Consider the following 14,893-nt stretch of genomic DNA (forward strand, 5'->3'; position numbering starts at 1 on the left):
ATAACATATAGAAAGCTTTCAGGCTTAGGAGGGATAGAATGGGTTTTTTACAAGAGCAAGTAAGCGAAATAAACGGGATTCAGCTGCATACCGTTTCATCAAATGCTTTTAAAACAAATTCACTCATTTTAAGGTTAAAGGCGCCGCTATCGGAAAAGGATGTAACCATTCGAGCTTTGCTTCCCCATGTTTTGCAAAGAGGTACAGCATCCTACCCATCCACAACTGAATTAAGGAAATATTTGGATGATTTGTACGGTGCAACACTGCAAGTCGATTTAGCCAAAAAGGGAGAAAACCATATCATTACGTTCCGGATGGAAATCCCGAATGAAAAATTTTTAAAAGATAAGACACCTTTATTGGAAAAAGGGATCGAATTGTTGTCCGAAGTACTTCTTTCGCCTCCTCTGCAAGAAGGGGTGTTCAATCAAAGCATTATCGAACAAGAAAAGCGGACATTAAAACAGCGCATTCAAGCGGTTTATGACGATAAAATGCGTTATGCGAATTTACGTTTAATCCAAGAAATGTGCAAAACTGAGCCGTACCGTCTGCATGTCAACGGAGAGAAAGAGCATATCGACCAAATTTCTCCTCAACAGCTGACGGATTATTATACAAACATGCTGCAGCATGATGAAGTCGATTTATTTGTGATCGGGGATATTGAAAACGAACAAGTGGCTGATATTGTCAGGAAATATTTCCGTTTAACAAAATCCAATCAACAAGCTAGGGCTGAAAGTGTTGAAAAAAAAATTGAGAAGGTTAACGAAGTTATCGAAGAACAAGACATTACCCAAGGGAAATTGAACATCGGGTACCGCACGCACACAACATATAGTGATCATGATTATTACGCATTGCAAGTGTTTAACGGCATTTTTGGGGGATTTCCGCATTCGAAGCTGTTTCTAAACGTTCGCGAAAAGAACAGTCTTGCTTATTATGCTTCCTCGAGAGTGGAAAGCCATAAAGGCTTGTTAATGGTGATGTCAGGAATTGAAATGAAGAACTACGAACGCGCTCTCACGATTATTCATGAACAAATGGAAGCGATGAAAAAAGGAGATTTTACAGATAAAGAATTGGAACAAACGAAAGCGGTGATCAAAAATCAGTTGCTGGAAACAATCGATACCCCTTACGGAATGACGGAAGTGCTGTACCACAATGTTGTTGCGAAAACAAACCGAACTATTGAAGAATGGATCGAAGGGGTAGAAAAGGTCCAAAAAGACGAAATCGTCCAGCTTGCTGAAAAAATTCAACTGGATACGGTTTATTTTTTGAAAGGGGGCGGATCTTTATGATAAAAGAAATTACATTCGATCAACTGAAAGAAACGTATTATTATAAGAAAATGGAAAATGGATTAGATGTTTATGTCCTTCCAAAACAAGGGATTCATAAAACGTATGCGACATTCACCACTAAATACGGTTCTATTGACAATAAATTCGTTCCAATTGGCAAAGAGGAAATCGTTCACGTCCCGGATGGCATTGCTCACTTTTTGGAACATAAGCTTTTTGAAAAAAAGGATGGGGACGTATTTCAACAGTTTAGTGAACAAGGGGCATCGGCCAATGCATTTACATCCTTCACGAGAACGACATATCTTTTTTCCAGCACGGCAAATGTTGAAAAAAATTTAGAAACGTTAGTAGATTTTGTCCAAAGTCCTTATTTTACTGACCAATCCGTTGAAAAAGAAAAAGGCATTATAGGTCAAGAAATCAACATGTACCAAGACAATCCTGATTGGCGGCTTTATTTTGGACTCATCCAAAACATGTATGAAAGCCATCCAGTACGGATTGACATTGCCGGCACAATTGATTCGATAAATCAAATTACAAAAGAGCAGCTTTATGAATGCTACGAAACGTTTTACCATCCCAGCAACATGCTCCTGTTTGTGATCGGGCCTGTTCAACCGGAAAAAATTATCAAGCAAGTGGAAGAGAATCAGGCAAAAAAAGATTTTAAAAAGCCAACCAATATTGTTCGTGAACAAGTACATGAAAGAGATGAAGTGTTTAAAACGAGTGAAAAAATTTATATGAATGTCAAGTCGTCGAAATGCTTAGTCGGCTTAAAGGCAAAACATCCTTTCCGAAAAGGGGAAGAGCTGCTTACGCATGAGCTTTCCATGAATTTAATTTTAGAAATGCTTTTTGGCAAAAGCTCAAAGCTTTATTTGGAATTGTATGAAAAAGGGCTCATTGATGATACGTTCAGCTTCGATTATACAGAGGAGTACAGCTTCGGTTTTGCTATGGTCGGCGGCGATACCGACCGGCCGGATGAGCTGAGTGAATATATAAAAGAAGCTCTTATGAAAAGCAAGCAATCGTTATTTACCGATGAGCAGCTGGAAGCCGCCAAAAAGAAAAAAATCGGCTCTTTTTTAAGGGCTTTTAATTCTCCTGAATTTATCGCCAATCAATTTACCCGGTATCAATTTAACGAAATGAATCTGTTCGATGTTGTGCAAGCTTTAGAAAATGTAAACATGGACACGATTGAAGCAGTTTTAAAAGAAGCGATTGATGAAGATTATTTAACAGTTTTCCAAGTTTTGCCGAAATCATAATATTGCGGAGGGGAAATCTTGAAAACAGCGTTAGTAACTGGAGCCAGCGGAGGAATCGGAAAAGCGGTTGTAGAAAAATTGGCTCAGGAAGGATATCAAATTTATGCTCAATACTTTCGAAACATTGAACCGTTAAAAGAAGCAATGAAGTTATATGATCAGATCATTCCAGTTTATGCGGATTTGTCATCGGAAAGCGGGACGGAACAATTACTTGAAAACATTCCAACTTCTATAGATGCTCTTATTTTTGCTAACGGTATTTCCCACTACGGACTGATTCAAGATGTTTTGATGGAAGATTATCAAAAAATTATACAGCTTCATCTCACGTCGCCTTTTTTTATTACTCAAAAAGTAGTCAGTGGAATGATAAGAAAACAAAAAGGAAGCATTCTTTTCATCTCCTCTATATGGGGGCAGACAGGAGCCAGCTGTGAAGCTTTGTATTCCATGGCAAAAGGGGGGCAAATTTCCTTTGTGAAAGCACTAGCGAAGGAATTAGCGCCTTCCAATATTCGCGTCAACGCCGTTGCGCCAGGCATGATCGATACAAGTATGAATGATCGATTCTCTCCTGAAGAATTGGAAGATATTAAAAACAGCATCCCCCTTGAAAGAAATGGAAAGCCTGAAGAAGTCGCGAATGTTGTTTTATTCCTTATTAGCGAGCAAGCTTCCTACATTACAGGTCAGGTGATTGCTGTCAATGGAGGATGGTACTGCTGATTCCCTCTCCCGTATAAAAACTGCATGATCAAGGGAAAATAAAAATTGATTAAACGATAAAGGAGGGGAACATATGTCAGTATTGGAAAATTGGAATCAATGGAAAGATTTTTTGGCGGATCGCCTCCAGCAAGCAGAAAGCGGCGGATTGTCCCAAGAGGTTATTTCCAATTTAGCGTATGAAATCGGTGATTATTTAGCAAAGCAAGTGGAGCCGAAAAACCCTGAAGAAAAAATTCTTCACGATCTGTGGAGTGTCGCTTCAAAAGAGGAGCAACATGCAATCGCCAACATGATGGTGAAACTTGTTCAAAATGACAGCGTCCATTAGGATGTTTTTCATTTATTACTGTCAAGTTAGGGCACTTGGTGAAATGACCAAGATGCCCTTTATTTTTTCCTTGCAATTATCCTTTCTTCTTTATCTAAAATGATTTATTATAAATTTATAGGTGTGTTATTTGGGGGTCTTTGAAGGTGGAAAAAACTGAATGGTATTTAGAATATAAAATTCAAAAAAACCGGCCGGGGCTGCTGGGAGATGTTTCGTCTTTGCTCGGTATGCTGAACATTAATATCGTTACGATTAACGGCGTTGATGATATGCGCCGCGGGATGCTTCTGCGCTGCGAAACGATTGAACAAATTAAAAGGCTTGAATCTATTCTGAATACGATGGACAACATAACAGTGACAAAATTGCGGCAGCCTAAGCTGAGAGATCGTCTTGCTGTCCGTCATGGCTTTTATATTCAACGGGATGCAGATGATAAAAAGACGTTCCGTTTTGTTCGCGATGAGCTTGGTATTCTTGTTGATTTTATGGCCGAGCTCTTTAAACAAGACGGTCATAAATTAATCGGCATACGCGGAATGCCGCGTGTCGGAAAAACAGAATCGATCGTAGCGGCGAGCGTCTGTGCGAATAAAAGATGGCTTTTTCTCTCTTCAACCATGCTGAAGCAAACTGTCCGGGAAAGGCTGATTGCTGATGAATACCGGACAGATAACGTGTTTATTTTAGATGGAATCGTCACGATGAAAAGAGGCTCTGAACAGCATTTGCAATTAGTTCGGGAAGTGATGCAGCTTCCGGCAACGAAAGTCGTGGAGCATCCAGATATTTTCGTTCAGAGCTCCGAATATACTTTGGATGATTTCGACTACATTATTGAACTTAGACATCACCCTGATGAAGAAATTACGTATGACGTTGTAGAAAATAATCATCAGCCGTTTGGCCACTCAATTTATAATGGATTTGATTTTTAGAAAGGTGGGTACGTTTTGAGCGAGTTAGGTAACCATCTGAGACAAGCTAGGCTGGAAAAAAACATTTCACTCGATGACTTGCAGGAAATAACTAAAATTCAAAAGCGCTATTTAATCGGCATTGAGGAAGGAAACTACTCGATCATGCCGGGGAATTTTTATGTGCGTGCGTTTATTAAACAATACGCGGAAGCGGTTGACCTTGATCCGGATGTTTTATTTGAACAGTATAAAAATGAAATACCAAGTACATATGATGAGATACCTGAGAAATTGTCCCGCGTTCAAACGCATAAAGAGCTTCCAAAGCCGGCTTCCAAATTTTTAGAGCTGTTGCCGAAGCTTGCCGTCATCGCTGTTATTATTTTGGTGGCGATTATCGTTTGGGTGCTTTCCCAGCGTGGAAGCACAGATGAAGGCGTTCAGACGGAGGACGATACAAAATCCGTCAAAATAGAAACCTCTGGCGTGGAGCCTGAGAAAAAAGAGCAAAATAATATTGTCGATGAAAAAGACCGTTCGGTTGAAGAAACAGAACAAGAGGAGAAAAAAGATGAGAACGCCGAAAATGAAACGAAGCAAACATTGACGGTAAAAGAAGTAAGAGGGAAAGAAACCGTATATGAATTGTCCAATGCGGACAAATTGGTGATCGATATTTCAACCAATGGGAATTCGTGGATAGAAGTGAAGAACGGAAAAGGAAAATCGTTTTTTGCAGGAATGATGCGACAAAATGAGCAGAAAACGGTTGATGTAACAGCGGAAGAAGAAGCAAAAATCGTTGTAGGCGATGCTCGATTTACGACCATTCAAGTGAATGGAGAAGCCGTTTCTTATGAAACGGACCCGAATAAAATGGTTCGGCAGGATATTATCATTTTAAATAACAAGAATGAATAAGTCATCGTATGAGATGGCTTATTCTTTCTTACTTTATGCTAGTGGAGGTACAAAATGAATTTGCCAAATCGAATTACTGTATCAAGAATTATGCTAATTCCAATATTTATGATTGTGATGCTGGGCGATTTTAATTGGGGAAATTGGTCGGTCGGTGAAGAAGTCATCCCTGTCAAACATGTCGTTGGCGCCCTCATTTTTATTTTAGCTTCGACGACCGATTGGATTGATGGATATTATGCACGCAAGCTTGGACTTGTGACAAATTTAGGAAAGTTTTTAGATCCTCTTGCCGATAAATTGCTCGTTTCTTCAGCTCTCATCATATTGGTGGAAATAGGTGCTGCTCCGTCTTGGATTGTCATTCTGATCATCAGCCGTGAATTTGCCGTAACCGGATTGCGTTTAGTTCTGGCCGGTGAAGGAGAAGTCGTAGCAGCTAACATGCTCGGCAAAATAAAAACATGGACGCAGATCGTGGCTATTTCCGCTTTGCTTTTACATAATATACCTTTTGAATGGATTTCGTTTCCATTTGCAGACATTGCTTTGTGGGTTGCGCTCTTTTTTACCATTTTATCTGGATGGGACTATTTCATGAAAAATAAACACGCGTTTGTCCATTCGAAATAACCATGTGGAGGATATTGTATGAATGTGAATGCTGAAATTATTGCTGTCGGTTCAGAACTGTTGCTTGGACAGATCGCCAACACAAACGCCCAATTTATATCAAAAAAGCTTGCTGAAATAGGTGTTAATGTTTTTTATCATACGGTCGTTGGAGACAATGCTGAAAGGCTCAAGCATACGATCGAAACGGCAAAAAAACGGTCGAATTGCATCATTTTTACCGGCGGGCTCGGCCCGACAAAAGATGATTTGACGAAAGAAACGATTGCACGTATTTTGAATAAACGTCTCGTGATCGACGAGGCGGCGATGAAAAACATTGAGGATTTTTTTAAACGGACGAAACGGACAATGTCGGAAAACAATCGGAAACAAGCATTAGTTTTGGAAGGTTCTACTGTTTTGCCAAATCATTACGGAATGGCGCCAGGAATGGCGTTAGAGGCGAACGGAATTACATATTTGCTAATGCCGGGCGTTCCGAAAGAAATGAAGCCGATGTTTATCAACTACGGTGTGCCGTTTTTGCAATATCATTACGGGTTAAAAGAAAAAATCATATCGCGTGTACTTCGTTTCTTTGGCATCGGCGAATCTCAGCTTGAAACAGATATAGAGGATCTGATTGATCAGCAAACAAATCCGACCATCGCGCCGCTGGCAAAAGACGGCGAAGTAACATTGCGCCTGACAGCAAAACATGAAGATGAGTCGACTGCGCTGAAGCTGATTGACGAAACAGAAAAAAAGATTTTAAGCCGTGTTGGCCGATATTTTTATGGACACGGTGAAACTTCGATCCAAGAGCAGCTTATGAAGCTTCTAAAAGAAAAGCAATATACTATTTCGGCTGCAGAAAGTTTGACGGGCGGTCTTTTTTCCGAACAGCTGACCCATTTTCCAGGCGCTTCGAATATTGTGCTTGGAGGAATTGTCTGCTATACAAACGAAGTGAAGCAGCATGTTCTTGGCGTGTCGGAAGAAACGTTGAAAACAAAAGGAGCCGTTAGCTCTGAATGTGCGAAAGAAATGGCGGAAAATATAAAAAAATTGACCGGCAGCAATATCGGCATCAGCTTTACGGGAGTGGCAGGACCTGATCCTTCTGAAGGAAAAGAAGTTGGGACTGTCTATATCGGTATTCAAATCGACGATCGGCCGACGGCAGTCTTTGAGCTTCATCTTTCCGGTACTCGGGAAGGGATCAGGCACAGAACGGCAAATTATGGCTGCTACTATGTAATGAATGTAATAAAGGAAATGGAAAACCGGTTATGAGCGTCTTCATCCGGTTTTTTAATTTTTATATAATGAAAATTAAAAAACGAATAAATGTTCCCTTTTTTCTTGGCAAACAGGAAAAAACACGGTATATTTATTTTGAAGCTATCAATTTTTTAAGGAGGAAATTGTATTGAATCATGATCGTCAAGCTGCCTTGGAAATGGCGTTAAAACAGATTGAAAAACAATTCGGAAAAGGTTCGATAATGAAGCTTGGAGAACAGGCTGAGCGAAAAGTTTCAACAGTTCCAAGCGGATCGCTGGCATTGGATGCAGCTCTTGGCGTCGGCGGATATCCTCGAGGTCGGATTATTGAAATATATGGACCGGAAAGCTCCGGTAAAACGACAGTGGCCCTTCATGCCATTGCTGAAGTTCAAGCTCTAGGCGGGCAAGCAGCGTTCATCGATGCGGAACATGCGCTCGACCCTGTCTATGCGCAAAATTTAGGTGTTAATATTGATGAACTGCTTTTGTCGCAGCCCGATACCGGCGAGCAGGCTCTTGAGATTGCAGAAGCTCTCGTTCGCAGCGGTGCAGTCGACATCATTGTCATTGACTCGGTCGCAGCACTCGTCCCAAAAGCGGAAATTGAAGGCGAAATGGGCGATGCGCATGTCGGATTGCAGGCGCGTCTTATGTCACAAGCGCTTCGGAAGCTTTCAGGAGCCATTAGCAAGTCGAAAACCATTGCGATTTTTATTAATCAAATAAGGGAAAAAGTGGGCGTCATGTTCGGAAATCCCGAGACAACTCCAGGGGGACGCGCGCTGAAATTTTACTCATCTGTCCGCCTTGAAGTGCGCAGAGCTGAACAGCTGAAACAAGGAAATGATATGGTAGGAAACAAAACGAAAATTAAAGTTGTCAAAAACAAAGTAGCGCCTCCTTTTAGAACGGCAGAAGTTGATATCATGTACGGGGAAGGGATTTCAAAAGAAGGAGAAATCATCGACCTGGGAACGGAATTGGATATTATACAAAAAAGCGGTTCGTGGTATTCTTACCAAGAGGAGCGTTTAGGACAGGGAAGAGAAAATGCAAAGCAATTTTTGCGCGAAAATCCGGATATTCGCGATGCCATTCAGCAAGAAATTCGCAAGGCATATGGCCTTGAAACGAATGAACCTGTGCAAGAGGGGCAGGAAACGTTCGAGCTTTTGGATGAATAATGTACGCACATCTTAGCGTAAGGCTGGCGGAGTAGCCGGTCTTATTTTTTTGATCAAAAAAAGCCCCATCCTTTGTTCGACAAGATGAAAACTTGACAAGGGTTATTCCCACATTTAAAATGGATATGTATATTTTTTCATTTTTGCAATATATTTAACATATTTTTTTGGAAAATGTTATTGGGAGAGTAAATGTGTAATGCCGACACTTTCTTTGTGACAAGTTCATAGCAAGAGGAGGTGAAAGAATGGAACTCATTGAAATCATCTCCATTTTGCTTGGCCTAATCGTCGGTGCAGTTGTTGGTTATTTTGTTCGAAAATCCATTGCTGAAGCGAAAATAGCGGGTGCAAAAAACGCCGCGGAACAAATTCTTGAAGATGCTAAGCGTGAAGCTGAAGCAACGAAAAAAGAAGCGCTTCTGGAAGCAAAGGATGAAATTCATAAGCTTCGTTTGGAAGTAGAAAAAGAAATTCGCGAAAGAAGAAATGAACTTCAAAAACAAGAAAACCGTTTAATGCAAAAAGAGGAGAATCTCGATCGAAAAGATGAATCATTAGATAAGCGTGAGGCGATGCTAGATAAAAAAGAAGATTCTCTAAATGAAAGACAACAGCATATTGAAGAGATGGAAAGCAAAGTGGAAAAGATGGTGCAAGAAGGACAAATAGAGCTTGAACGCATTTCGGGTTTATCGCGTGAAGAGGCGAAACAAATCATCCTTGAACGAGTGGAAAAGGAACTTTCTCATGATATTGCTGTAATGGTGAAAGAAGCAGAAACAAAGGCGAAAGAAGAAGCAGACAAAAAAGCAAAGGCAATTCTTTCCCTTGCTATACAGCGCTGTGCAGCAGATCATGTGGCTGAAACGACCGTTTCTGTTGTGAATTTGCCAAATGACGAAATGAAAGGGAGAATTATCGGCAGAGAAGGAAGAAATATCCGCACTCTTGAAACGTTGACAGGGATCGACCTCATCATCGACGATACACCGGAAGCGGTTATTTTATCAGGATTTGATCCGATTCGCCGTGAAACAGCAAGAATTGCGCTTGACAAGCTTGTTCAAGACGGGCGCATTCATCCAGCGCGAATTGAAGAAATGGTGGAAAAATCGCGGCGGGAAGTGGACGAGCATATTAGGGAAATCGGAGAACAAACGACATTTGAAGTTGGCGTTCACGGTCTTCATCCGGATTTGATCAAAATTTTAGGCAGATTGAAATTTCGAACGAGCTATGGCCAGAACGTGCTGAAGCATTCAATAGAGGTTGCTTTTTTAACCGGATTGATGGCTGCCGAATTAGGTGAGGATCAAATCCTTGCAAGACGTGCAGGGCTTCTGCACGACATCGGAAAAGCCATTGACCACGAAGTAGAAGGAAGCCATGTTGAAATCGGCGTGGAGCTGGCAACAAAGTATAAAGAACACCCGGTTGTCATCAACAGCATTGCTTCCCATCATGGGGATGAAGAACCGACATCGGTAATTGCGGTTTTAGTTGCAGCGGCTGATGCTTTATCGGCAGCACGGCCGGGTGCCCGCAGTGAAACGCTTGAAAATTATATTCGCAGGCTTGAAAAATTGGAGGAAATTTCCGAGTCGTTTGAAGGTGTGGAAAAATCGTACGCCATTCAAGCAGGCCGCGAAGTTCGCATCATGGTAAAACCGGATGCAATAGATGATTTAGAAGCTCATCGATTAGCAAGAGATATTCGCAAGCGGATCGAAGAAGAGCTTGACTACCCTGGACATATTAAAGTGACCGTCATTAGGGAAACTCGTGCGGTTGAATATGCCAAATAAAGTGGTACATGAAAATGTGCCGCTTTATTTTTTTTTCAATTTATGCAAAACTATATAATAAACATTTAGAAAGGAATTCATCATGAAAGTTTTATTTGTAGGCGATGTGGTAGGAGCAAAAGGGAGAGAAATGGTTGAACAATATTTGCCGAAGCTGAAGAAAAAATATAATCCTGAAGTAACAATTGTCAATGGTGAAAATTCTGCACATGGCAAAGGAATAACTATGAAAATTTACCAGAAGCTTCTTTCATTGGGAGTTCAGGCAGTGACAATGGGCAACCATACTTGGGATAAAAAAGAAATTTTTGAATTTATCGATGAAGCAAAAGCGTTGATTCGACCGGCTAACTTTCCTGAAGGCACACCAGGAAAAGGAATCGTGTACGTGGAAGCGGATGGAAAAGAGCTTGCAGTCATAAACCTCCAGGGAAGAACATTTTTGCCGGCAATCGATTGCCCTTTTCGGAAAGCGGATGAATTGATTCAAGAAGCGAAGAAAAGAACTCCATATATTTTTGTTGATTTTCATGCGGAAGCAACGAGCGAAAAACAAGCGATGGGCTGGTATTTGGATGGGAAAGTTTCCGCAGTGGTTGGCACTCATACACACGTTCAAACTGCCGATGAAAGAATTTTAGATAAAGGAACGGCATTTATTACCGATGTCGGGATGACAGGACCATATGACGGTATTTTAGGAGTTGACAGGGAAGCAGTATTAAAAAAATTTTTAACGAATCTCCCTGTTCGGTTTGAAATCAATGAAGGCAGAGGACAATTAAATGCCGTATTAGTGGAAATTGAGGAAGGAACCGGCAAAGCGAAATCGATCAAACGAATATTAATCAATGATGATCACGTTTATTTTGAATAAATTAAATAAAAAAAAATTAAAAATAAGCAGGAATACTGCCAAACTTTAGGGAATATAGTAACTATGGGATGGAACCAATTGTTCAAGAGGTGATGGGTCTTTTGAACAATGCATCTAACAGCATTTGTTCCAATAAATTTTCACGAACCATTGTAAAAAATGAAGGGGGAACTAGGAAATGGAAATATTAAAAGTTTCAGCAAAATCTAATCCGAATTCTGTCGCCGGAGCGCTAGCAGGGGTGCTGAGGGAGCGTGGAGCCGCCGAAATTCAAGCGATTGGAGCTGGAGCATTGAATCAAGCTGTAAAAGCGGTAGCGATAGCAAGAGGATTTGTAGCTCCGAGCGGTGTTGACTTAATTTGTATTCCGGCATTTACAGATATTCAAATAGACGGTGAAGAACGAACAGCCATTAAATTGATTGTTGAGCCGAGATAACATGTTTAAATAAATTAGCTAAACAGTCTGCACTCCTTTTCGGTTGCAGACTGTTTTTTGCTTAAAATGTTGATAATATTTATCGGTTTTATTATAATTTCATTATACAGAAATAAAGAATGGTGAATATTTAAAATTTTTTGTCATTACAAGCATTTAAACTTGTAATTTTGATTATTTAGGGATAAAATTGAAATCGTTTAGGATTATCCCAAAAATTTTAAGGTATGGTGGTTTTGCTGCCAGAACAAGGTTATTATGGCTAAAAATAGCATAATTCATCATCATAGACTTTTCGGCAAGGCAGTGGGCCTCTAAAATACCGGAAATGATAAAGATATTTTAGATCCAAAGGAGTGTAACATAGAAATGGTAAACCAACTCTCATGGAAAGTCGGTGGGCAGCAAGGAGAAGGAATCGAAAGTACAGGAGAAGTCTTTGCAATTACGCTCAACCGGCTTGGTTATTACCTATATGGATACCGCCACTTTTCTTCACGAATTAAAGGGGGACATACAAACAATAAAATTCGTGTCAGCACGAAGAAAGTTCGAACGATAAGCGATGATTTAGATATTCTTGTTGCTTTTGACCAAGAAACGATCGATTTTAATTTTCACGAATTGCGGGACGGCGGAGTTATTCTTGCCGATGCAAAGTTTGGACCGAAAATCCCTGAAGGAAGCAATGTTTCCTTATATTCAGTACCTTTTACGGAAATCGCTTCAGAGCTGGGAACATCTTTAATGAAGAACATGGTTGCAATCGGTGCAACAAGCGCAATTTTGAATCTTGACCCGTCATTATTTCAGGAAGTTGTACAAGACACTTACGGAAGAAAAGGCGAACAAGTCGTCTTAAACAACATGGAGGCGATTAGAAAAGGCGCCCAATATTTAAAAGAAGAATTAGGGTTTGACCGTTCAGATCTTTATTTGGAAAAAGCTGATGGTCAAAAGCGGATGTTCATGATTGGAAACGACGCCATCGCTCTAGGTGCGATTGCCGCTGGTGCACGCTTTATGGCTGCCTATCCGATTACTCCCGCTTCGGAAATTATGGAATATTTGATTAAAAAGCTTCCAGATTTAGGAGGAGCTGTCATTCAGACGGAAGACGAAATCGCTGCAGCCACAATGGCGATTGGAGCCAACTATGCTGGCGCTAGGGCATTTACTTCCTCTGCTGGTCCTGGTTTATCATTAATGATGGAATCGATCGGTCTGTCAGGCATGACGGAAACTCCGCTAGTCATAGTTGATACACAGCGCGGTGGTCCGAGCACTGGACTTCCAACTAAGCAGGAGCAATCGGATTTAATGGCTATGATTTACGGAACACATGGAGAGATACCAAAAATTGTTATTGCACCGAGCACGGTGGAAGAAGCATTTTATGATACGGTTGAGGCGTTTAACTTAGCGGAAGAGTACCAATGCCCTGTGATTGTACTTTCTGATTTGCAGCTTTCTCTTGGTAAGCAAACGGTTGAACCTCTTTCCTATGAATCTATCCAAATTCGGCGCGGAAAACTATTAAATGAAGAATTAGTTCCGGAAGCAGGCAATCAAGGGTATTTCAAACGCTATGAAATAACAGAAGACGGTATATCGCCGCGAGTGATTCCTGGAATGAAAAACGGCATCCACCATGTGACAGGTGTTGAGCACGATGAAACCGGAAAACCTTCGGAAGCTGCCGCAAACAGAAAGGCGCAAATGGAAAAACGGCTTCGCAAATTAGAACAAATAGAGTTCAACAATAAAGTTCATAAAAATGACAAGCATGAAGAGCCGGATATTTTGTTCATCGGCTACATTTCGACAAGAGGGGCCATTGAGGAAGCGATGGAACGTCTAGAAGAAGACGGAGTGAAAGTGAACCATGCGCATATCCGTCTCATTCATCCATTCCCGAAAGAGGAAATTCGCCCGCTCATTGAAAAGGCTAAACAAGTCATCGTTGTGGAGCATAATGCAACAGGACAATTAGCAAATCTTATAAAAATGAATGTCGGATTTGCTGACAAAATTCAATCTCTATTAAAATATGACGGAAACCCGTTCCTGCCGAATGAAATTTATACGCAAAGCAAGGAGTTCACAAAACAAGGAGTGTTGTTCTAAATGGCCACTTTTAAAGATTTTCGCAACAATGTCAAACCGAATTGGTGTCCGGGTTGCGGCGATTTCTCGGTTCAAGCAGCTATACAGAGGGCAGCGGCTAATGTCGGTTTGGAACCGCATCAGCTTGCAGTCATTTCCGGAATTGGATGCTCAGGAAGGATTTCAGGTTATATATATTCTTACGGCTTCCATGGAATTCACGGTCGTGCGCTTCCGATCGCACAAGGTGTAAAAATGGCGAACCAAGATTTAACGGTCATAGCAGCTGGCGGTGACGGCGATGGGTTTGCTATTGGTACGGCGCATACCATTCATTCGATGAGAAGAAATATCGACATTACGTATATTGTGATGGACAACCAAATTTACGGGTTAACAAAAGGACAAACGTCCCCAAGAAGTGATGTCGGTTTTAAAACAAAAAGCACCCCGCAAGGTTCAATTGAATCTCCGCTGTCCGTAATGGAATTGGCGTTAACAGCAGGTGCTACGTTTGTTGCGCAAAGCTTTTCGACAGATTTAAAAGATTTAACTTCCTTGATCGAACAAGCAATTCAGCATAAAGGCTTTTCCTTTATCAACGTGTTCAGTCCTTGCGTTACTTATAACAAAGTGAACACATACGACTGGTTTAAAGAGAATTTAACAAAGCTGAAAGATATTGAAGGATATGATCCTTCTGACAAAAAACTTGCGATGCAAACGTTAATGGAATATAACGGTCTTGTAACAGGTCTTATTTATCAAAATAAAGAACAAAAACCATATGAAGAGCTTGTTCCAGGATTCGGCGAAGTGCCGCTTGCAAAAGCTGAACTGAAACTTAGCAAAGAAAAATTTGACGAATTAGTAGCAGAGTTTATGTAGGAGAGGGGTTCCCCTCTCTCTTTTTTTGATTTCAATTGTTAAAGGAAGAAATCTACTTTTAGCTTATTTCTAGAAATCTTGTATCGAAAATTTTTAAAAAAAGTGTCTTTATTATAAAATAATGGTGCAATATTGTGTTCTGCTACTTAACACGATATACTATAAAACAGTGTACACTTTT

General features: G+C 40.7%; 14 protein-coding genes. All 14 read left to right on the forward strand.

Going from position 1 to position 14,893, the window contains the following annotated elements; genetic code table 11:
- Window positions 1-38 precede the first annotated feature (38 nt).
- The 14 genes from NSQ94_RS08620 (at window position 39) to NSQ94_RS08685 (ending at window position 14,712) form a co-directional block, all read left to right on the forward strand.
- Window positions 39-1,316, forward strand: coding sequence for a pitrilysin family protein (locus NSQ94_RS08620; RefSeq protein WP_063386723.1), 1,278 nt, complete (start codon window positions 39-41; stop codon window positions 1,314-1,316).
- Entirely contained in the window at window positions 1,313-2,602 is a 1,290-nt protein-coding gene (locus NSQ94_RS08625) for a pitrilysin family protein (RefSeq protein WP_311066215.1), read from the forward strand. The genes NSQ94_RS08620 and NSQ94_RS08625 overlap by 4 nt, the downstream gene beginning before the upstream one ends.
- Before the next feature lie 18 nt (window positions 2,603-2,620).
- Window positions 2,621-3,331, forward strand: coding sequence for an SDR family oxidoreductase (locus NSQ94_RS08630; RefSeq protein ID WP_094246012.1), 711 nt, complete (start codon window positions 2,621-2,623; stop codon window positions 3,329-3,331).
- Between the two features lie 73 nt (window positions 3,332-3,404).
- Window positions 3,405-3,662 carry a DUF3243 domain-containing protein gene (locus NSQ94_RS08635; RefSeq protein ID WP_063386726.1) on the forward strand — a complete coding sequence of 86 codons (258 nt, stop codon included), beginning with the start codon at window positions 3,405-3,407 and terminating at the stop codon, window positions 3,660-3,662.
- Window positions 3,663-3,808: 146 nt separating this feature from the next.
- Window positions 3,809-4,603 (forward strand): YmfK family protein, encoded by a 795-nt coding sequence (locus tag NSQ94_RS08640; protein ID WP_066246441.1) that lies wholly within the window; start codon window positions 3,809-3,811, stop codon window positions 4,601-4,603.
- A 15-nt stretch (window positions 4,604-4,618) separates the two neighbouring features.
- Window positions 4,619-5,506, forward strand: coding sequence for a RodZ domain-containing protein (locus tag NSQ94_RS08645; protein WP_094246010.1), 888 nt, complete (start codon window positions 4,619-4,621; stop codon window positions 5,504-5,506).
- A gap of 54 nt (window positions 5,507-5,560) precedes the next feature.
- Entirely contained in the window at window positions 5,561-6,139 is a 579-nt protein-coding gene (gene pgsA / locus NSQ94_RS08650; RefSeq protein WP_339230572.1) for a CDP-diacylglycerol--glycerol-3-phosphate 3-phosphatidyltransferase, read from the forward strand.
- Between the two features lie 24 nt (window positions 6,140-6,163).
- Window positions 6,164-7,417 carry a competence/damage-inducible protein A gene (locus NSQ94_RS08655; RefSeq protein WP_094246518.1) on the forward strand — a complete coding sequence of 418 codons (1,254 nt, stop codon included), beginning with the start codon at window positions 6,164-6,166 and terminating at the stop codon, window positions 7,415-7,417.
- Between the two features lie 166 nt (window positions 7,418-7,583).
- Window positions 7,584-8,594 carry a recombinase RecA gene (gene recA, locus NSQ94_RS08660; RefSeq protein ID WP_063386751.1) on the forward strand — a complete coding sequence of 337 codons (1,011 nt, stop codon included), beginning with the start codon at window positions 7,584-7,586 and terminating at the stop codon, window positions 8,592-8,594.
- 248 nt (window positions 8,595-8,842) lie between these two features.
- Window positions 8,843-10,402 carry a ribonuclease Y gene (gene rny, locus NSQ94_RS08665; RefSeq protein WP_063386730.1) on the forward strand — a complete coding sequence of 520 codons (1,560 nt, stop codon included), beginning with the start codon at window positions 8,843-8,845 and terminating at the stop codon, window positions 10,400-10,402.
- Between the two features lie 82 nt (window positions 10,403-10,484).
- Window positions 10,485-11,279, forward strand: a complete 795-nt coding sequence (locus NSQ94_RS08670; protein ID WP_339230574.1) for a TIGR00282 family metallophosphoesterase — start codon at window positions 10,485-10,487, stop codon at window positions 11,277-11,279.
- A 178-nt stretch (window positions 11,280-11,457) separates the two neighbouring features.
- Window positions 11,458-11,718 (forward strand): stage V sporulation protein SpoVS, encoded by a 261-nt coding sequence (spoVS, locus tag NSQ94_RS08675; RefSeq protein ID WP_003181955.1) that lies wholly within the window; start codon window positions 11,458-11,460, stop codon window positions 11,716-11,718.
- A 369-nt stretch (window positions 11,719-12,087) separates the two neighbouring features.
- Entirely contained in the window at window positions 12,088-13,845 is a 1,758-nt protein-coding gene (locus NSQ94_RS08680) for a 2-oxoacid:acceptor oxidoreductase subunit alpha (protein WP_063386732.1), read from the forward strand.
- On the forward strand, window positions 13,846-14,712 hold the full coding sequence (locus NSQ94_RS08685; protein ID WP_063386733.1) for a 2-oxoacid:ferredoxin oxidoreductase subunit beta: 867 nt from the start codon (window positions 13,846-13,848) through the stop codon (window positions 14,710-14,712). It abuts the gene before it with no gap.
- Window positions 14,713-14,893 lie beyond the last annotated feature (181 nt).

The organism is Aeribacillus sp. FSL K6-2833, from assembly GCF_037965815.1.
GTDB classification, from domain to species: domain Bacteria; phylum Bacillota; class Bacilli; order Bacillales; family Aeribacillaceae; genus Aeribacillus; species Aeribacillus composti.

Bases quoted from the DNA above. Each gene is read 5' to 3' on its own strand.
- NSQ94_RS08620 (WP_063386723.1), top strand. From the start codon at position 39: ATGGGTTTTTTACAAGAGCAAGTAAGCGAAATAAACGGGATTCAGCTG.
- spoVS (WP_003181955.1), top strand. From the start codon at position 11,458: ATGGAAATATTAAAAGTTTCAGCAAAATCTAATCCGAATTCTGTCGCC.
- pgsA (WP_339230572.1), top strand. From the start codon at position 5,561: ATGAATTTGCCAAATCGAATTACTGTATCAAGAATTATGCTAATTCCA.
- NSQ94_RS08670 (WP_339230574.1), top strand. From the start codon at position 10,485: ATGAAAGTTTTATTTGTAGGCGATGTGGTAGGAGCAAAAGGGAGAGAA.
- NSQ94_RS08685 (WP_063386733.1), top strand. From the start codon at position 13,846: ATGGCCACTTTTAAAGATTTTCGCAACAATGTCAAACCGAATTGGTGT.
- NSQ94_RS08625 (WP_311066215.1), top strand. From the start codon at position 1,313: ATGATAAAAGAAATTACATTCGATCAACTGAAAGAAACGTATTATTAT.
- NSQ94_RS08635 (WP_063386726.1), top strand. From the start codon at position 3,405: ATGTCAGTATTGGAAAATTGGAATCAATGGAAAGATTTTTTGGCGGAT.
- rny (WP_063386730.1), top strand. From the start codon at position 8,843: ATGGAACTCATTGAAATCATCTCCATTTTGCTTGGCCTAATCGTCGGT.
- recA (WP_063386751.1), top strand. From the start codon at position 7,584: ATGGCGTTAAAACAGATTGAAAAACAATTCGGAAAAGGTTCGATAATG.
- NSQ94_RS08680 (WP_063386732.1), top strand. From the start codon at position 12,088: ATGGTAAACCAACTCTCATGGAAAGTCGGTGGGCAGCAAGGAGAAGGA.